This is a genomic window from Nostoc sp. DedQUE12b, from assembly GCF_034530835.1.
In the GTDB taxonomy this organism is placed as follows: Bacteria; Cyanobacteriota; Cyanobacteriia; order Cyanobacteriales; family Nostocaceae; genus Nostoc.
Genome location: NZ_JAVRCI010000013.1, coordinates 86,718 through 104,887 on the forward strand (window position 1 = coordinate 86,718; position 18,170 = coordinate 104,887).

General features: G+C 42.9%; 15 protein-coding genes. 7 read left to right on the forward strand and 8 right to left on the reverse strand.

Going from position 1 to position 18,170, the window contains the following annotated elements; translation table 11 throughout:
• The first annotated feature begins 399 nt into the window (after positions 1-399).
• The 3 genes from RMY16_RS09610 (at position 400) to RMY16_RS09620 (ending at position 2,979) form a co-directional block, all read left to right on the forward strand.
• On the forward strand, positions 400-717 hold the full coding sequence (locus tag RMY16_RS09610; protein ID WP_099102821.1) for a hypothetical protein: 318 nt from the start codon (positions 400-402) through the stop codon (positions 715-717).
• A 214-nt stretch (positions 718-931) separates the two neighbouring features.
• The gene (locus tag RMY16_RS09615) at positions 932-2,659 is read left to right on the forward strand and encodes a succinate dehydrogenase/fumarate reductase flavoprotein subunit (RefSeq protein WP_322736161.1); all 1,728 of its coding nucleotides are present in this window, start codon (positions 932-934) and stop codon (positions 2,657-2,659) included.
• 134 nt (positions 2,660-2,793) lie between these two features.
• Positions 2,794-2,979, forward strand: a complete 186-nt coding sequence (locus RMY16_RS09620; protein WP_322736162.1) for a DDE transposase family protein — start codon at positions 2,794-2,796, stop codon at positions 2,977-2,979.
• Positions 2,980-3,058: 79 nt separating this feature from the next.
• Here the strand turns inward: RMY16_RS09620 and ctpC are convergent, their stop codons facing one another.
• Together ctpC and ispG are read right to left on the reverse strand one after the other, a co-directional pair.
• Entirely contained in the window at positions 3,059-4,342 is a 1,284-nt protein-coding gene (gene ctpC, locus RMY16_RS09625) for a carboxyl-terminal processing protease CtpC (protein WP_322736163.1), read from the reverse strand.
• A 280-nt stretch (positions 4,343-4,622) separates the two neighbouring features.
• Positions 4,623-5,849 carry a (E)-4-hydroxy-3-methylbut-2-enyl-diphosphate synthase gene (gene ispG / locus RMY16_RS09630; protein WP_322736164.1) on the reverse strand — a complete coding sequence of 409 codons (1,227 nt, stop codon included), beginning with the start codon at positions 5,847-5,849 and terminating at the stop codon, positions 4,623-4,625.
• A gap of 540 nt (positions 5,850-6,389) precedes the next feature.
• Between ispG and RMY16_RS09635 the strand changes: the two genes are divergently transcribed.
• A complete protein-coding gene (locus RMY16_RS09635; RefSeq protein WP_322736165.1) occupies positions 6,390-7,424 on the forward strand; it encodes an isochorismatase in 1,035 nt (344 codons plus the stop codon).
• A 91-nt stretch (positions 7,425-7,515) separates the two neighbouring features.
• Here the strand turns inward: RMY16_RS09635 and RMY16_RS09640 are convergent, their stop codons facing one another.
• The gene (locus RMY16_RS09640; protein ID WP_322736166.1) at positions 7,516-8,415 is read right to left on the reverse strand and encodes a M23 family metallopeptidase; all 900 of its coding nucleotides are present in this window, start codon (positions 8,413-8,415) and stop codon (positions 7,516-7,518) included.
• 225 nt (positions 8,416-8,640) lie between these two features.
• Here RMY16_RS09640 and RMY16_RS09645 point away from each other — a divergent pair, with 225 nt between their 5' ends.
• Positions 8,641-9,849 carry an HhoA/HhoB/HtrA family serine endopeptidase gene (locus tag RMY16_RS09645; protein WP_322736167.1) on the forward strand — a complete coding sequence of 403 codons (1,209 nt, stop codon included), beginning with the start codon at positions 8,641-8,643 and terminating at the stop codon, positions 9,847-9,849.
• 97 nt (positions 9,850-9,946) lie between these two features.
• Here RMY16_RS09645 and RMY16_RS09650 read toward each other — a convergent pair whose 3' ends face one another.
• From RMY16_RS09650 to ispD, 3 genes are all read right to left on the reverse strand, one after another.
• Entirely contained in the window at positions 9,947-10,294 is a 348-nt protein-coding gene (locus tag RMY16_RS09650) for a DUF760 domain-containing protein (RefSeq protein ID WP_094347414.1), read from the reverse strand.
• A 170-nt stretch (positions 10,295-10,464) separates the two neighbouring features.
• On the reverse strand, positions 10,465-11,007 hold the full coding sequence (scpB, locus tag RMY16_RS09655; protein ID WP_094347413.1) for an SMC-Scp complex subunit ScpB: 543 nt from the start codon (positions 11,005-11,007) through the stop codon (positions 10,465-10,467).
• Positions 11,008-11,354: 347 nt separating this feature from the next.
• Positions 11,355-12,038, reverse strand: coding sequence for a 2-C-methyl-D-erythritol 4-phosphate cytidylyltransferase (gene ispD, locus RMY16_RS09660; protein WP_322660184.1), 684 nt, complete (start codon positions 12,036-12,038; stop codon positions 11,355-11,357).
• A 69-nt stretch (positions 12,039-12,107) separates the two neighbouring features.
• Between ispD and RMY16_RS09665 the strand changes: the two genes are divergently transcribed.
• Complete coding sequence (locus RMY16_RS09665; RefSeq protein ID WP_322736168.1) at positions 12,108-13,067, forward strand: glycosyltransferase family 9 protein; 960 nt, start codon at positions 12,108-12,110, stop codon at positions 13,065-13,067.
• A gap of 251 nt (positions 13,068-13,318) precedes the next feature.
• Here the strand turns inward: RMY16_RS09665 and RMY16_RS09670 are convergent, their stop codons facing one another.
• A complete protein-coding gene (locus RMY16_RS09670; protein WP_322660441.1) occupies positions 13,319-13,789 on the reverse strand; it encodes a CRR6 family NdhI maturation factor in 471 nt (156 codons plus the stop codon).
• 778 nt (positions 13,790-14,567) lie between these two features.
• Between RMY16_RS09670 and RMY16_RS09675 the strand changes: the two genes are divergently transcribed.
• Entirely contained in the window at positions 14,568-15,014 is a 447-nt protein-coding gene (locus tag RMY16_RS09675) for a Fur family transcriptional regulator (protein WP_322660180.1), read from the forward strand.
• 113 nt (positions 15,015-15,127) lie between these two features.
• Here RMY16_RS09675 and RMY16_RS09680 read toward each other — a convergent pair whose 3' ends face one another.
• Entirely contained in the window at positions 15,128-18,142 is a 3,015-nt protein-coding gene (locus tag RMY16_RS09680) for a pentapeptide repeat-containing protein (RefSeq protein ID WP_322736169.1), read from the reverse strand.
• Positions 18,143-18,170 lie beyond the last annotated feature (28 nt).

Genomic DNA, 18,170 nt, shown 5'->3' on the forward strand with positions numbered 1-18,170 from the left:
TTCTTTAGTTAATATTTACTAGCAAAAAAATAAATTTTATAGTAATCCTGAATCACTCGCGAGAAACAAGATACCCAACAACTTTTACAAGGTCGGGAATTTGTGGGTTGCAATTTTCACAAATTAAATAGAATTGATATATTTATTTGAAATATCCTGAATTTGATAGATGACAAATACAAATAGTCTCTTTGTTTAAAATCAAGATAGTGTTTGTTAAGAAGGCGATCGCGATCTCTCCTATGAAAGAAAGAAGTTTTTTAGCATAGCTGCCTTATCGCCAAAGGCAGCTAGATTGTGAAGTGATATTACAAAGCTTGCAAAAATATTTAGAAATTGCCTACAAGGCAAACATAGTTCTAACGTAGAACCTATTAGGAGAGACTTGAGGCAAATGTGATGAGCGAAAATAATATTCAAAAGTACCGCTTTGTCTGTACCCTGACTTTCGGTGATATCTACGGTCAAATAATTGTTTGGTTGATTACAATTACCCTAAGTTTGGCATCAGCCTTGGCGTTGATGGGTGCCAAGCGGCCCGTGTACGCTTTAGCAACAGCGGGTCTCGTTGTTCTGCTATCGCTACCTTTCTTGTTGTTCGCGTTTGTCACTACCTTGTTAAATCATATTGAAGTCAGTCCTGTAGGGCCAGGGACTAAAATGGAACCCATACCAGGTAATGTCTCTCAGCAACAACCTGTACAAGCAACTAGCTAAAGAGTTAGGAGTTATGAATTATGAGTTATGAGTCACTCCATCTGTGCCATAACTCTTTGTTTTTAACTTTTTACTCCTAATTTCAAAATTTGTTACAACCTCCCTGTATAGAAGCAGGGAATTTTTTAGTAAAGATGCTACTGTCACAACCCACTAGCTTATTAATCACGTCTCTACAATAGAACAGCAGTGGTTTGCAATCAGGGGGCTAATTATGCTGGAACACGATGTGATTATTGTCGGGGGCGGATTGGCGGGATGTCGCGCTGCTGTAGAAATTGCCCGCACTGACCCCAATTTAAATATTGCTGTGGTTGCCAAAACCCATCCAATTCGTTCTCACTCGGTTGCAGCTCAAGGTGGTATGGCTGCATCGCTGAAAAATGTTGATTCCGAAGATAGTTGGGAAGCACACGCTTTTGATACTGTCAAAGGTTCTGATTACTTGGCAGACCAAGACGCTGTAGCGATTCTCGCCCAAGAAGCGCCAGATGTGGTAATTGACTTAGAACATCTCGGCGTTTTGTTCTCTCGCTTACCCGATGGGCGCATTGCCCAAAGAGCTTTTGGCGGACATTCTCACAACCGCACTTGTTACGCTGCTGACAAAACCGGTCACGCGATTTTGCACGAATTGGTTAACAATTTGCGGCGTTATGGGGTGCAAGTTTATGAAGAGTGGTACGTGATGCGTCTCATTTTAGAAGAAAATGAGGCGAAGGGTGTGGTCATGTTCCATCTTTTGGATGGACATATCGAGGTGGTGCGGGCTAAGGCGGTGATGTTTGCCACAGGGGGCTATGGTCGCGTTTATAACACTACCTCTAATGATTACGCTTCTTCGGGTGATGGTTTGGCAATGACTGCGATCGCAGGTTTGCCCCTCGAAGATATGGAATTTGTCCAGTTTCATCCCACTGGCTTATATCCGGTAGGGGTGCTGATTTCGGAAGCGGTACGGGGTGAAGGGGCGTATCTGATTAATAGTGAAGGCGATCGCTTTATGGCGAACTATGCACCCAGTCGCATGGAACTAGCTCCTCGTGATATTACCTCACGAGCGATCGCTTACGAAATTCGCGCCGGACGTGGTATTCATCTCAATGGAAGTGCTGGCGGCCCCTTTGTCTATCTGGATCTGCGCCATCTGGGCAAAGAAAAAATTATGAGTCGCGTTCCCTTTTGCTGGGAAGAAGCCCATCGTTTGGTAGGCGTTGACGCAGTAACTCAACCGATGCCAGTCCGCCCGACAATTCATTATTGTATGGGTGGTATCCCAGTTAACACCGATGGTCAAGTTCGCAGTAGTGGCGATGGTTTAGTTGATGCTTTCTTTGCTGCGGGTGAAACATCTTGTGTTTCCGTACATGGTGCAAATCGTTTGGGGAGTAATTCACTACTGGAATGCGTAGTTTATGGTAAAAGAACTGGGGCTGCGATCGCCAAATTTGTGCAAAAACGTAAGTTACCCTCTGTAGATGAGCAACGGTATCTAACAGAAGCCCAGCAACAAATTCAAGCTTTGCTAGAACAACCGGGACAGTACCGCATTAACCAAGTCCGTGAAGCTTTTCAGGATTGTATGACTGAGTACTGTGGTGTTTTCCGCACTGAGGCATTAATGACTGAAGGTTTGCAGAAATTAGAAGAAATACAACAAAAATACCCGCAAATTTATTTAGATGACAAAGGTAGTTGCTGGAATACAGAACTCGTGGAAGCTTTAGAATTACGAAGTTTGATGGTAGTAGGGCAGACTATTTTGGCATCAGCCCTAAATCGCCAAGAAAGTCGTGGCGCTCATTTCCGCGAAGATTATTCCGAGCGAGATGATACGAACTTTCTCCAACACACAATGGCTTACTATTCACCAGCCGGAATTGACATTCAATATCGACCGGTGGCGATTAATATGTTTGAGCCAAAAGAGCGGAAGTATTAGCCAATAGTGAATTAATGTGAGAAATCGAGGGGACTATCAAAATTTAGTCTACCTCGATTAATAACAGTAAGTGCGAAGATATTTTCTGTATGCCGTAAAATTCTGACTATAAAAACAAGATTTTTATTTAAAATATGAACGATTCACAAACTTGGTATATTATCAAGCGTTCTGCTGGAAACTGTGAAATCATCCCCAGCGAGCAAGTTGGCGACGATAATTTAGAAATTATAGAACAGTGGGGGCCTTTTAGTTCGCCAGAAGAAGCGATCGCTCGACGTGTCGGACTTATTAGGGCTGGAAAGTGCCAACCAGTTTAAGTTAGTAGTTAGAAGTTGACAGTGACGGACTTTATTCCTAACTCCTCACTATTCACTCCTAACTTTCATTCCTAACTCTTCATTTTTCTGCTGTAGGTATGCCCTTAGCAGCAATTTTTTTACCTATCACTTCCACTGCTTTAGCGAATTGAGGGTCTGCAAGAGTAGCGAGTTTGTCACGTTCATGGAGCCACAAATCCTCCATCTGCTTTTTGCTCAAATCCACCTTCACATCTGGCGAAATGCCTTTGTGATTGATATCTGTACCATTGGGGGTATAGTAATGAGCAATTGTCACCGCTAATCCTGAACCATCTTCCAGGGGGCGTACCGATTGCACTAGTCCCTTACCAAAGGTTTGAGTACCCACCAAAGTAGCACGCTTATTATCCTGCAAAGCCCCTGAGAGGATTTCACTGGCACTAGCGGAACCTTTATCTATCAACACTACCAACGGTTTATTGGTCAAAGCTCGTCCGTTTGCTTCTTCCTTTTCTGCTTCTCCTCGACGTTCAACAGTGGAGACAATCTTACCTTTATCTATCCACATCCGAGCAATATCCACACTGGAGAAGAGTAACCCGCCTGGATTACCACGCAGATCGAGAATATATCCGGCTACCTTTTTGCTTTCTAAATTTTTAATGGCAGTTTGCATTTCTTTACTAGCATTGGCGCTGAACTGGTTCAGGCGAATGTAGCCAACATTTCCGGCTGGAGTTTTCTTTTCAGAAAACTTAACTGGATGGATTTCGATGCGCGCCCGTTTGATGTCAAACTGTTTTGTCTTACCGTCGCGCATAATTGTCAAGCTGACTTGCGAGCCTGCTTCACCTCTAATCAACGATACTGCCTGATTAGTATCCATCCCCTTAGTATCTTTGCCGTCAATTTTGAGGATGATATCTTTTGCCAAAACACCAGCTTTAAAGGCCGGTGTATCTTCAATTGGCGCAATTACAACCAATTGCTTGGTTTTTTCATCCTGACTAATGGTGATCCCAATCCCTGTCAATTCTCCAGAGGTATCCACCTGCATATTCTTGAATTCCGACGGGTCCATAAATCGGGTGTACGGATCTTCTAGCTTTTTCAGCATTTCCCGAATGGACTTATACGCATCCTGCGGATTACTGTAGGACTTGCTCAAGTATTCCTTACGAACAGCCTGCCAATCTACCTGATTAAAAGTACCGTCGACATATTGGCGCTGAACAATTTGCCAAACTTCATCTACTAATTCTTTAGGACTTGCTTTAAATAAAGCCTGACCTCGCGAATGAATGCCAAGGCTAGTAACAGCGATCGTGGAGAGTGTAACTGCCGTAGCACCCAAAACAAGCCTACTTTTTGTAATCACCATAATGACAGCTGCGTCAGAGGGAAAATTTATAGTCAGTATGCTCAATCTAACACAGGCTACCACTGTACAGACCGAGTATGTATTCTTAATTTAAACAAAATACTTGACAATCAGGCAACCTTGGTGGTCAAAAGATGCAAAGTTTTTGGGGATTGGGTATTGGGCACAAGAGGCAGAGGTGCAAAGGGGCAGAGGTGCAGAGGGGAAAAACTTACTGCAACTTCAATTTTTCCCTGCTCCCCTGCTCCCTTGCTTCCCCTGCCCCTCTCCTCTGCCCCTTTTAAGGTTCTACCCAGCGTTCATCTGCCTTAATGAGGTTAATTAATTCCTCTACACCTTTATCTTCTGGGACTTTTTTAATTTCTTCTCTACCACGGTACAAAGAAATATAACCAGGTGTTTTGCCAACATACCCATAGTCGGCATCTGCCATTTCTCCTGGTCCATTGACAATACAACCCATAACTGCAATGTCTAGCCCAGTTAAGTGTTTAGTGGCTTCCCGGACTTTGTGCAGCACTTCCTCTAGGTTAAACAAAGTGCGTCCACAGGAAGGACAAGCAACGTATTCCACCATCGTTTTTCGCAATCCCAAAGCTTGGAGAATGCTGTAGCAGACGGGAATTTCTTTTTCCGGTGCTTCTGTAAGTGAAACGCGGATTGTATCGCCAATGCCATCAGCAAGTAAGGTAGCAATACCAGCTGTTGATTTAATTCGCCCGTATTCGCCATCACCGGCTTCCGTAACGCCTAAATGTAACGGGTAATCCATACCCAGTTCATCCATACGCTTGGCAATGAGGCGATAAGCGGCTACCATCACCGGGACTCGTGAGGCTTTCATGGAAATTACCAAGTTGCGGAAATCCAAAGATTCACAAATGCGGATGAATTCTATGGCAGATTCCACCATTCCTTCGGGGGTGTCACCGTAGGTAAATAGCATTCTTTCAGCCAGAGAACCGTGATTTACCCCAATTCGCATCGATTTTCCTTGATCGCGCAAAGAAACTACTAGAGGTTCTAAGGTTTCGCGGATTTTATCGCCAATTTCGTCAAATTCGCTTTTAGTATACTCAGTGCGATTAATGTTTGGCTTTTCAAACACATACAAGCCTGGATTAATCCGTACTTTCTCTATGTGCTTGGCAACTTCCACAGCGATTTTCAGCCCGTTGTGATGGACATCAGCCACAATGGGCACATCTTGGTAAGTTTTAATTAATTTTTGTTTAATTTCTCCTAAAGCTTTAGCATGAGCCATACTTGGCACTGTGACGCGGACAATTTCGCAGCCTATTTCGTGCAGACGACGAATACCAGCTACGGAACCATCAATATCAAGAGTGTCTTCGTTAATCATTGACTGCACCACAACGGGGTAGCCGCCGCCAATGGTGACATTTCCAACCTTTACGGCACGGGTTTTACGCCGCTTGATGGTTGTATCAAAGGTGGCTTGAGGTGATGTGATGCTTGAAGTGTTTACTGTGGGCAGAGTTTGCATAACCTGATTAGGTAAATTTGCTGTTGCTCAAATATCAGATTTAATAAATCTCTGTTTCCCAGATTGCCACAGCTAGCGCTTTTTTGGACGATTAATATAGAAAAAAATGGAGAATCAGAAAGGCAAAGAAATAAAGAGCAATTAAGGAGTTTTGCTCTTTTGTAAAGATATATTGCTTAAAAATCTTTTTAACTGAGTAGCTTGAGTGCGATCGCGCAGGTTTCACAATGGAAAGCAAAACACCGCGATCGCTTTATTACTGGGTCACAAATACTACAGAAGCTATCGTAATTTTATGACCCAACCTGCAATAATTTAACTATAAATTATCATTTTTTATACTACTATCAGGCATGATTGGACTTACCTGCATCATAGCGTTTCAGTAATTCATCTCGATTCATAAGAGGGATAACTTCGTTAAGCTTCGCTAACGCTAAATTTGTGTTTTATAATACAAGTATACTATTGAATTTAAACTTAAGAAAATTTGGGGTTTGAAATTGTAGATGTTATTACAGAAAAAAAACGGCTGTAATTATGAACACCCAAATAACACCCCAACTACCAATTCCCCTACACTTTAATCTTGAAGAAGTGGGCAAAGTCTGGCGCGTACCTTATCAAGAACGTGCCGCTGAAGCTGAAATCTGGGCAAAACAACACGATATCAAACCTACATCTTTAGATAAAACTCGTATTTGCCTACTTTTAATTGATGTCCAAAACACCTTCTGCATCCCTGGATTTGAATTATTTGTAGGTGGAAAATCTGGGAAAGGGGCAGTGGATGATAATGTCAGATTATGTGAGTTTATCTATCGCAACTTGGGAGTAATTACAAAAATTGTACCTACTCTAGATACCCACACAGCAACCCAAATCTTCCATCCGATATTTTGGATGAACGCTGCGGGAGAACATCCCACCCCAGCCGCGACTAGCATTACACCAGCAGATATTGAACAAGGTATCTGGAAAGTCAACCCAGCAGTTGCTAACAGTGTTACTAATGGGGATTATGAATTATTAGAAAAACACGTTTACCATTACCTTAAAAAACTTAGTCAAGACGGTAAATATCCCCTTACTGTTTGGCCTTATCATTCTATGTTGGGCGGTATTGGTCATGCTCTAGTTTCATCGGTAGAAGAAGCGATATTTTTCCACGGCATGGCGCGTCAGAGTCAAACGCAATTTGAAATTAAAGGTGAAAATCCCTTAACAGAAAACTATTCCATCTTACGTCCAGAAGTGTTGGAAGATTTTGAGCAACGTCCACTCGCTCAAAAGAATACGCGCCTGATTAAACAACTTTTAGAATATGATGCAGTAATTATTGGTGGTCAAGCTAAAAGTCACTGTGTCGCTTGGACAATTGACGATTTATTAACAGAAATTAAACAGGTAGATGCTACCCTGACGAAAAAAATCTATCTGCTAGAAGATTGCACTTCCCCCGTTGTTGTTCCTGGTGTTGTAGACTACACAGAACAGGCAGATGCAGCATTTACAAGGTTTGCAGAGGCAGGAATGCACATTGTAAAATCTAGTGAATTTGGAAATTGGACATAGGGCATGGGGCAATACAATTTTGAATTTTGGACTGAGAATTTTGAATTAAATTTCAATCTAAAAAATCTAAAATTCACTACTTCCAATTCTCTCATTTCTTCAAATAACCTTTGGGATCTTGCGCTACCCAACCCAGAGATGAGCTAGAACGCACTTCAAAATGGAGGTGCGGTTGACTAGAAGTTGGTTTTCCACTAGTGCCTACTGTTCCTAGTAAATCTCCTTTTTTCACTTGTTGGCCGACAGTAACTTTGATACTGTCAAGCTGGGCGTAGCGGCTTTGGAGTCCACCACTGTGGTTAATAATGACCAATTTGCCATAAGAACCTTGATCGCTGGCAAAGGCTACAGTCCCAGGGGCGATCGCTTGCACATTACTACCAATTGGTGCTAATAAGTCAACACCACTGTGGAAGAAAACTTCACTTGTCGCAGGATTAATTTGCCAGCCGTAAGCTAATCCTATAGTTGCCACTTCCCCTAAAGGGTATCCAGACAAAGATGTACGGTTTGGCGTACCTGCATTAGTAGGTAAAGGGGACTTAGTTACAACACCATTGGGCGACCAATTTACCCCCGGAACAAACACAATTCTGGGGTTTTGTTGGCAGCCATTCACCTCAAACAGGCTATCAGCACGAACTTTGTATTGTGCCGCCACTTGTCGCCAAGTTTGACCACGAGGCACTTCGACTACAATCCCATTGTAGGGAGGAATTTGAAGCACACTACCAACGGCGGCAGCTGCACCGTTCTGCAAAGCTGGATTCATACCAATAATAGTTGTCGGAATGAGATTGTAGCGCTGCGCTATGCTCTCCAAAGTTTCACCACGAAGAACTTTATGGCGTTGGAAGCGAGATAAGGCTGGAGTTGAGCAACCACCCACAGCAGCGTTAGCAATGTTTGAGTTTGAGTATGGCAGTATGCTTACTAGGCCCAAGGCGCTAACTAAGCTACAGAGAAACAGTTGACGAAAGGGTAAAGTCATGTACACAGGTCAAGAGCGCATTAACTTTAGATTTTAGATGGGAAGAGTGGGGAGTGGGGAGCAGAGGAGCAGAGGAGCAGGGGAGCAGGGGAGAATAATTAATGACAAATGCCCAATGCCCCATGCCTATTCCCTAATTTCTCGTAAATTGATCTGTCCACTTGCCGTTCGCTTGACTACACTTAGAAATTAGCAACTGCATTGCTGTTCTTGAGCAAAACAATTATGAAGTTATCCTTAAAGCAACTGGCGGTTTATGTGTTTTTACTGGTAATTGGCGGTGGTGCAGGTTTGTTTGGTAGTCGCTATCTCCTGCCACAAAATCGCTCGTTCCAACAGTTAAAAAATGTAACAATGGCTTCGCCTCCAGAATCCATAGTGCCGAATTCTTCTAACGGAGCTATTGGGGCTACTGGTGGCGATAACGTGAATTTTATTGCGACGGCAGTGCAAAAAGTTGGCCCGGCTGTAGTGCGGATTAATGCCACTCGCAAAGTAGCCAATCCCATTTCTGACGCTTTAAAAAATCCTCTCTTGCGGCGATTCTTTGGAGAGGATGAGCAACCAATTCCTCAAGAACGCATTGAACGCGGTACAGGATCGGGATTTATTTTGAGCGAAGATGGGGAATTACTCACCAACGCTCATGTCGTGGCAGATACAGATACAGTACAAGTTACCCTCAAGGATGGTCGGAGTCTAGAGGGGAAGGTAGTAGGAGTTGATTCTGTAACAGATGTGGCAGTGGTAAAAATAAAAGCGAATGATTTGCCGACAGTAAAACTGGGTAATTCGCAAAACCTGATCCCAGGGCAATGGGCGATCGCTATTGGCAATCCTCTGGGTTTAGATAATACTGTCACTATCGGTATTATTAGTGCTACCGATCGCACTAGCACTCAAGTTGGTGTCCCAGATAAGCGAGTCAGCTTTATCCAAACTGATGCCGCAATTAACCCTGGTAATTCTGGTGGTCCCTTATTGAACGCCCAAGGCGAAGTGATTGGTATTAACACTGCTATCCGCGCTGATGCTCAAGGACTTGGTTTCGCCATCCCCATTGAAACCGCCGCCCGCATCGCTAATGAACTTTTTACTAAAGGGCGTGCGGAACATCCCTTTTTGGGTGTTGAAATGGCAGACCTTTCTCATACCAGAAAACAGCAGATTAATCAAGAAAATCAGCTAAATATTCAGCAGGATGCAGGGATTGTGATTAAAGGAGTCACAGATGATTCTCCAGCCAAGCGTGGAGGACTGCTGCCTGGAGATGTGATTCAAAAAGTTGACGGTAAACCAGTCAAAACTTCAGCCCAAGTTCAAAGGCTGGTAGAGTCTAGCAAAGTTGGAGACATAATCGCTATCGAAGTCAACCGCAGCGGTAAAGTTCAAACCTTCAAAGTACAATCAGGAGCTTATCCTGAAAAGAAGTAGTCAACATAATTCGTAATTCCTAGAGTGCGTCATTCCGAATTACGAATTAGTAATTATTTGGTCAATAGTTCCAGAATGTTTGACTACTGACTATTAATTATTGGCCATTAGACAAATGCTCTAACTGCATTCTTTGTTCCATCTGGCGCAGAAAATACCCTGTCATCATGGCTGACGCTAGAAGTCCAGCTAAGTTCTCCCGATCTGTTGTGATTTGCACGTTAAAATTTTCCGCGGGGAGCATTCCCACTAGCCCTTGGACATTTTGCGAGATGATTTGTTTAATTTCGGGACTGGCGGACTGAGCAACCCTAGCTAAAACATCAGGAGACTGATGCTGTAGATATTTGAGTAATTGATTAGGGTATTCCTCAGAGTGGTCGGAAAGAAGTTGATTAGGGTGTTCCTCAGAGTTGTCATTCAAAAAGTCAGGATTAAACACCATTGGCAGTTTTATTTAGCTTAATTGCTAACTCCACTCTAAACCATAGTACAAGGTTAGCGCATTCACCACGGGTATAAGTCAAGAGGAGGGGAGTGTAATTAGGGGAGAGATGACAAATGACAGGTTATGGGGAATAATCTGCACGCTGTAACCTGTACCCTATTCCTTCTTTACTCCCCACTCGCCACTGCTTTTAACTCTAGTTCTAGTTCTAGTTGTTCTTCCTTCTGGCTGGTAGAAAGTATTTGCGGGAGTTGTTCAATTTGGAAATACTGATGGAATTTTGGGGTTACTTGAAGTGAGTAGGAGCGAGAATCGCTATCTCGGCGCTTGCGGATGAACCCAAGTTCGACGAGTTCTGGAACGTGCTGATAGACTCCTGAACCGCGCAGGTTAATCAAGTCGCTCTGGAGTATGGGACTATTAAGAGCGATCGCGGCCAAAGTCCGTAATGCACCTACACCCAATTCTACTGGTATCATCGTTTGCACTAAGTCATGAAAATCAGACCGTAGTTGCAAACTATAACCATCTGGGGTTTCTATTACCTCTAGGGCACTATCTCGGTGGGCATAGTTGTCCATGAGTTCAATTATGCCTTCTTTGACAGTGGCGCGATCGCACGCGGCATACTCGGCGATTTCGCCGAGCGACAAGGGTTTACCCTTTAAATAGAGAATTGCTTCTATCTTCGTCGCTGTGGCTGTAATCATTTAGTCATTAGTCATTAGTCGTTAGTCATTGGTCATTAGTCACTTGTACTGAGTTTCGACTTCGCTCAACTACCGCGTAGTTGTAAAGCCTGCGGCATAGCTACGCTTAGGGCGCAGCCTCTCCAAGAGTTGTATTGGTCATTAGTACATGACAACTAACAATCAACAAGTGTGTGGCATTATATCGTAAATTGTCAAAGTATTTTTTTAATTTTCAAATTTGGCATTGGGCAAAACAGTGCTGAGTGCTGAGTGAGGAGTGAGGAATTATTTTCCTTGTCCCCTCCCCTTGTCTCTTTATCCCTCTCATCTCCCCTGCTCCTCTGCCCGTCTGCCCGTCTGCCTCTTCAAAAGCCTCTACTTGTGAGAATAAATTCTGCAATCGCTAAATCTTGTGGAGTGGTCACTTTTAAATTTGTCTCTTCTCCCTCGACAATTCGGACTTCGATGCCGCATTTTTCAAATAAAGCAGCATCGTCAGTTACTTCCCAACCTTGACGGACTCCTTCAGCATGGCACTGTTTCAATAACTTGACATCAAATCCTTGGGGAGTTTGTGCCGCCCATAGTTGTCGTCTGTCGGGTGTTTGTTGAATTATGCCTTGTTCATTGACAACTTTGATGGTGTCTTTGACGGGTACACCAGCAATTAAACCGGGACAGTGGCGAATGGCCTCGGCACAAGAGTTAAATAAATCTGGTGTGGCCAGGCATCTAGCACCATCGTGAATCAACACTTGTTCTGCGGCTACTGGCAGAGATTGCAAACCATTGTAAACAGATTCTTGGCGGGTGGAACCACCTTGAATTAATTCCACGGGTTTAGTCAGCTTCAAATCGGCGAGAATTGCATTGAACTCTGGCCAATCGGTAGACTGAGAAATAATCCCGATCCAACTAATTGTACTAGCGGCTTCTGCGGCTAATAAAGTCCAAGCAATAATTGGTTGCGATCGCACGAGGAGCAGGAGTTTATTGCGGTTACTACCCATTCTTTTTCCGATTCCCGCAGCTGGAATTAGTAAATACACAGAATTCCTCAATCTTTAAGCTATATATTTTCCCCTAAAATAGGGAGCGAGTAAGCGTCAATAAATATTATGCGAGTAGTAGCCCTTGTACCTGGCGGAATTGGCGACCAAGTTCTCTTCTTTCCGACTCTAGATGACCTGAAGCGCCATTACCCTAACGCTCAGATAGATGTCTTTGTTGAACCCCGGTCAAAGGCTGCCTACCGAGTGAGCAAGTCAGTTCACGAGGTGCTGAACTTTGATTTTAATGACCGTAACAGTCTGGCAGATTGGGGTAATTTAGTGGGAACAATTCGCGATCGCGAATACGATGTTGCCATTGCTGTTAAGCAGAATTGGTTGGTGGGTCTTTTACTCTGGTTGACGGGAATTCCTATACGCATTGGCTATCAAGGCAAAGGATCGGGTTTTCTTACCCATGCTGTGCCATTAAAACCATCCCAGTATGCGGCAGCAGTTTACCACGACTTGCTAAAACCATTGGAAATAAATAGTCCTGTCCCAGAGTTAGCAGTAAATGTGCCCAAACCAGATATTGAATGGGCAGAAAAGGAACAAAAACGTTTAGGGGTTCATGAAACAGGCTATATCTTGATTCATGGCGGTTCTGGCCAGTTATCCCAGGCTAAAGAACTGGATAAAATCTACCCTGTCGAAAATTGGCAGCAAATTATTCAAGCCTTCCAACAAAAGCAGCCGGATCTGCCTGTGGTTGTTATTAAGGGAGTTGATGATGATCTGTTTGTGCGATCGCTTCTGGAGTCTTCTCCAGATATCAAGGTGACTGCCCCAGATGATATTGGTAAGTTAACTGCCATAATTGCTGGGGCAAATTTGATGTTATCTACTGATAGCGCGCCATTACAACTGAGTGTTGCAGTCCAAACCTATACCATTGCCATCTTGGGCCCCAGCAATCCGGCTAAGTTGTTGCCGAAAAACGATAAATTCCTGGCTATTGAATCCCTCACGGGAAAAACGGCGGATATTTCACCAAACGCAGTTTTAGAGAAAATTTGGGGTGGCTAAACCAGTAATTTTTTGAAGAAGTCAGAAGTCAGAATTCAGAAGCGGAGCCGGAGACGCTCCGCCTCCGGTCAGAATCAGAAAGTGGGAGATTCAGACCCGTTATTACGAAAGTTGACCACAAAATCATAGATTTTATGGGGGTGCAATAAATGCTACTGATTTAGCGTTCGACTGAACGCTCATGCCGAAGTCCGCTTTTTCGTTCAGAATTCATACTGAATTCTGGCTCCTGACTCCTGAATTCTTTCTTGTTAAAATATCCCAAAAAAAGCATCATCTAATTCATAACCCAGCATTTGGGCCATGGACTTTAGGCGCGAGAGGCTAGGGATGTCTTGTTGTTTGAGCCAATCGCCTAAGATAAAGATTTTATGCATCAAAAATATCTCTAAGGCTTCAGGATTGTACTGAATACCTTCTTGGGAACTAAACTGGTGTGGTACAAGCATGGCGGCATAACGAGCAAATTCTCCAGCTTTCCAATCTAGTAAAAATGGCAACCAGGGGTATTTAGCATCTAGGCGCACAAACCACAGGCGTACCTCTGGAATTTCTGAGAGTTCCCGTGGATCGCCAGGTTCGAGATTGTAATTGATATCAAAGCGTAGCTGCTGTTCATGGGATATAACCCCATCTTGCAGCAGTTTTTCAATCACCGTTGACGCAGGCGACAAATCTAGATTGTTAATGAAGTCATTATTGAGTGCGATCGCAATTGTCATTGATTCAGCAGCCACTTTCTTGATGCTCAACTGTAGGATCGAGAATATACAGTAGCAGCTTTCAGGGATTGACGCTACATTGACTTTTAATAGGGGACTTCCAGTTAAAAAAATATCCCATTGTAGGGGCGCAAGCCCTTGCGCCCCTACAAATATACAAATAATTTGGGATAATTTATTTTTTGCAAGTCCCTAGCACAAAGTTTTCTTCACAAATCAATTAGTATTTACTGATACTTTTTTGTTAATAATTTCGTCAACCTATCCAAGGTTGAGACACAAGTCTGACCCGATCAAATTTATTTGATAATTTTGCTTAATTTTTGCTAGTTATAACAAATATACATCCAGTTACTAGCCTGGATATTATCAGCCGCTGGCGATGCTTGCGGTGGCTACTCACTTCACCGATTCTTGCTCAAGTTAAATGTTACTTTTATCATTGCTATAATTACTCGCCTCTAACTAAATAATTACTACACCATTAATAGAGTATGCCATTAGAATTAGCCTACTTGGGTAAGGCAATACCTGCCCCAAGGTGGACATTTACAGCAATTTTAAGTTAAAGTTGTAATGAGTTTGTTTTAGATTAAGGTCTGACAAAGTAGCCGTCAACAAGCAAAAAAAATCATTATCGCCACCTGTCACTTCCACAGGATCAAAAGCCAAAACATAAGTACAGGTAAAATATTGGTATGCAATATACATTGCATATATTAAATAACCAATAAACATTTAGATGGGAAAATTCCCTTAACAGTTAACAAGCTGTAATATGCAAAAACAAACAATTACTACAAGACCAATTCGTTCCTTAGAAGATGCACTTGAGCGCTGTCAAATTCTGGGTATGCGCGTTAGTCGTCAGCGTCGCTTTATTCTGGAATTACTTTGGCAAGCAAATGAACATCTTGCTGCCAGAGAGATTTACGATCGCTTAAACCAACAAGGCAAAGAGATCGGTCATACTTCTGTTTATCAAAATTTAGAAGCATTATCCAGTCAAGGCATCATTGAGTGTATTGAACGCTGTGATGGGCGTTTGTACGGCAATATCAGTGACTCTCACAGTCATATAAACTGTGTGGATACAAATCAAATTCTTGATGTTCATGTAGAACTACCAGAAGATTTGATCCGCAAAATTGAAGAAGAAACAGGAGTGCGGATTACTGACTACAGTATTAACTTTTTTGGCTACCGCAATCCGCAAGAGGGATAGGGAGCAGGGGAGCAGGGGAGCAGGGGAGCAAAGAAAAAGAAGTTGCAGTAAGTTTTCCCCTCTGCACCTCTTCCTCTTGTACCCAATGCCTAATTCCCTATTCCCCAATCGAATTAATTGCCAAAAACTGTCTCATCATCGACATCATCATCTAAATCTGCTGATAAAATTGCGCCTTCACAGCTCTCAATTAATCCGATCGCAGGGGTTTGGTTCCAATTAACGTTTGTGTTTGGTGTGATTTTCACGGTGTTTAAGAAGTGCTGCTGCGATGCCTGCGGCGGTAAACTACGCAAATGTTTCAGTTTTTGAAATATTTCTTTAGAGAACAAAGCACCATTATCAGCGGCCAATTTTTTGTCAGTGGCAGCAAGTATGGTGTCAAATAAGCAGGCGTTGGTGAGATCGGCAGAATTAAGATTTGTCCCCATCAGGTTTGCCTGTTGCAGGTTTGCGCCTGTGAGATTTGCCTGTTGCAGGTTTGCGCCTGCAAGGTTTACGTTTTGTAAGTTCGCGCCTGCGAGGTTCGCCTGTTGCAAATTGGCTCCAGCCAAATTCGCCCCTGTTAACTCCGCATTAGATAAATTTGTTTGCTCAAGATTTAACCCAGTTAACATCACTTGCGATAAAGAGGCTCCCGATAAATTGAGTCCAGACAGAGACTTGATTCGGGTTGCGAAAGCACTTTTATGCAAAACCGTTGTCCTAGCAATTAGCACACTCACCACTTCTGGGTTGAATTCTGTCAAATTGACTGGATTCCCACAAGGCCAAAATGGAACTTTTGTTTCTCGGTAGCAAGCACAAAGCAATAAAAACACATTCAGTCCTACCGCAGCATTCACCTGTTCAACATTCACAGGGTTTTGCAGTGCGTGAAAATTAGTCAAAGCGTTGTGGGCTATCCCCTCATCTAACCAACGTCCTTGACAGTAAGCACGCCAGAAAGATAAAAGACGTTGAAATAAAACTTCAAACGAAAATTTGTGTTTTTGCTGGCGGCGTAATCCAGCGATCGCTAGTTCTTCGATTTCTTGGCTAAGTATGCCGTAACCTAGTAAATTATAAATATTCTGGGCCACGCTACTGAAATCAAGTACAAAAGTGGGCGTACCATAAGCCTCATCTTGGTACTGAGTTAGAAATTTAAGTTGGGTAGCTATAGCATCTGCACAAAGAGATTCTCCTAACTTGAGATGCGAAAACTCTATTAAACTACTTTTCGCTGTGCTTTCACCTGAGCTTTTTACATTCCAAACTTTAAAATAAAACACTGGTAAAGTATTAAATTCACCAGCTAAATTAATTTGATGACGTTGCGAGTGTAAAATTTTGAGAGCGATCGCTTGCATCTGCTCAAGTAAATCTTGGGGATGACGATCGGCGAGTAAATTAGCGATCGCTTCTGGAGTTCGGTGAATATGAGCCGATCCTGAACGCAGTAGCATCGTCTTGATCCCACCAATTAGCGGATAACCCAACAACCATCGACTCAGGCGATGATGAATTTCCCATAACAGAAAAGACTTTTGGGTACTAGCAGCTAACTGCAATAGTTCATCATCTAGCAATCCCTCTCGGTGCAAGATGCCCAACAAATGCAGCATTAAGGGTTGACGGATAAGGACAGATAATTCTTTTAACTTTGATTGGCTGGTAAATAACCCTGCCTGTTTTAATAATGTAAAGAAATTTTGGGCAATGGGTAATGATTGCACTTTTGCCCACTGTTGAAACCATTGTTTGAGTTCATCCCCATCCAATGGCTGAATAATGATTCGCCTCAATAATAGCGGTAGTTCCGAGACGATTTCTGGTAACGTCGTTGAACGACTTGTCAACACAATTTTGTGGCGGTGTTGAGATTGAAAGTTTAGTAATTGCTGAATAAAAATTGCTTGTGCCCTGATACCCTGAGCAGAATGGGGCAATTCATCTAAACCATCTAGCAGCAACAGACAAGGGAGATTTTCTTGCTCTAACCAAGTTGAAAGATTAACACCAAAGGCAGAATTTAGGGTTTCGATTAGAGTTTTGCCGTATTTTACGTCTCGCAACCTAATTACTATCGGCATCCAAGTAGGGTACAATTCCTGTGCTACCTCTGCTGCCCAAAGTTGGCAAAAACTAGTTTTTCCATAACCAGGTTCTGACTCAATGACAGCGATCGTTTCTAAATCAGTTAGCTGTTGCTGTGCCCATGTTTTTAAGTCAACTGGTTTAACAGCTTTTTTATCTTGCTCAGAAATATTTTCCTCTATTGGTAAGCCTTTTTGTGGCACATAGATATCCTTAAGAGCAAAGGATTCCATCAGCAAAGGGATACTGAGGTTTTTAATCAAACTTGCACGGTAATGTTCTCGGTGCAAATCAATTTTTTCACTGACTGTAGAACCAACTTCTGGGGTGATGAAACTGGGAGATAATGAAATCCCCAAACGGAAAAATTTTTGCAGTTGGGCTAAAGGTGCAGCATTCTCGGTGACGACTACCAATATGTCACCAGGAAGTGAGTTAACCAAACGCTGTGTTAGAAGTTTCGCTTCCGCTTCCTCTGCACCATTGGCAACTAACCAAGCTATAGCAGCGTTATTTATTTGTTGCACTAATAATGAATCTGCAACCGAAGATAGTGCTTGTTCAGCTTGAGTATCAGTCAATTTACCTGGGCTGAGAGTTTTCAGCAATCCTTGTAGTTGCGGATCTTCGAGGATAATTTTACCCACATCGTCTTTAAGTATGTGTGGTTGCATGGGTATAATTGCCCGGTCTAACCACGGTTTTTGTAAGCTTGCTTCCTGCTCTAGAATTGCTTGCAAAGCTTGGAGATAGGCAATTTGAAACGCTAGCCATGTGCCTTCGTTACGTTTTAACGGTTTTTTCTGGCTGAGGCTACGCAACAGTTTTTCTGTCAACTGGGAAATGACACTGATTTCTTCCCAAACAATACTTAAGGGCAGTTCTAAAACCTCTACCAAGGTACAGATATCGAAAGGTATGAGGCTTTTGAGTTCCATATCCTGAACAATACGGTAGGCAATACCTGCCAATTGCCCCTCAGAAAAGCCTCTGATTTTATTGATTGCGATATGGCGTTCTGCCAACCAGTGTCGAATACTCAGGTTCATTTAATTACACAGTGAAGGCTGCATAAGG

Bases quoted from the DNA above. Each gene is read 5' to 3' on its own strand.
- RMY16_RS09610 (WP_099102821.1), top strand. From the start codon at position 400: ATGAGCGAAAATAATATTCAAAAGTACCGCTTTGTCTGTACCCTGACT.
- RMY16_RS09615 (WP_322736161.1), top strand. From the start codon at position 932: ATGCTGGAACACGATGTGATTATTGTCGGGGGCGGATTGGCGGGATGT.
- RMY16_RS09620 (WP_322736162.1), top strand. From the start codon at position 2,794: ATGAACGATTCACAAACTTGGTATATTATCAAGCGTTCTGCTGGAAAC.
- ctpC (WP_322736163.1), bottom strand. From the start codon at position 4,342: ATGGTGATTACAAAAAGTAGGCTTGTTTTGGGTGCTACGGCAGTTACA.
- ispG (WP_322736164.1), bottom strand. From the start codon at position 5,849: ATGCAAACTCTGCCCACAGTAAACACTTCAAGCATCACATCACCTCAA.
- RMY16_RS09635 (WP_322736165.1), top strand. From the start codon at position 6,390: ATGAACACCCAAATAACACCCCAACTACCAATTCCCCTACACTTTAAT.
- RMY16_RS09640 (WP_322736166.1), bottom strand. From the start codon at position 8,415: ATGACTTTACCCTTTCGTCAACTGTTTCTCTGTAGCTTAGTTAGCGCC.
- RMY16_RS09645 (WP_322736167.1), top strand. From the start codon at position 8,641: ATGAAGTTATCCTTAAAGCAACTGGCGGTTTATGTGTTTTTACTGGTA.
- RMY16_RS09650 (WP_094347414.1), bottom strand. From the start codon at position 10,294: ATGGTGTTTAATCCTGACTTTTTGAATGACAACTCTGAGGAACACCCT.
- scpB (WP_094347413.1), bottom strand. From the start codon at position 11,007: ATGATTACAGCCACAGCGACGAAGATAGAAGCAATTCTCTATTTAAAG.
- RMY16_RS09665 (WP_322736168.1), top strand. From the start codon at position 12,108: ATGCGAGTAGTAGCCCTTGTACCTGGCGGAATTGGCGACCAAGTTCTC.
- RMY16_RS09670 (WP_322660441.1), bottom strand. From the start codon at position 13,789: ATGACAATTGCGATCGCACTCAATAATGACTTCATTAACAATCTAGAT.
- RMY16_RS09675 (WP_322660180.1), top strand. From the start codon at position 14,568: ATGCAAAAACAAACAATTACTACAAGACCAATTCGTTCCTTAGAAGAT.
- RMY16_RS09680 (WP_322736169.1), bottom strand. From the start codon at position 18,142: ATGAACCTGAGTATTCGACACTGGTTGGCAGAACGCCATATCGCAATC.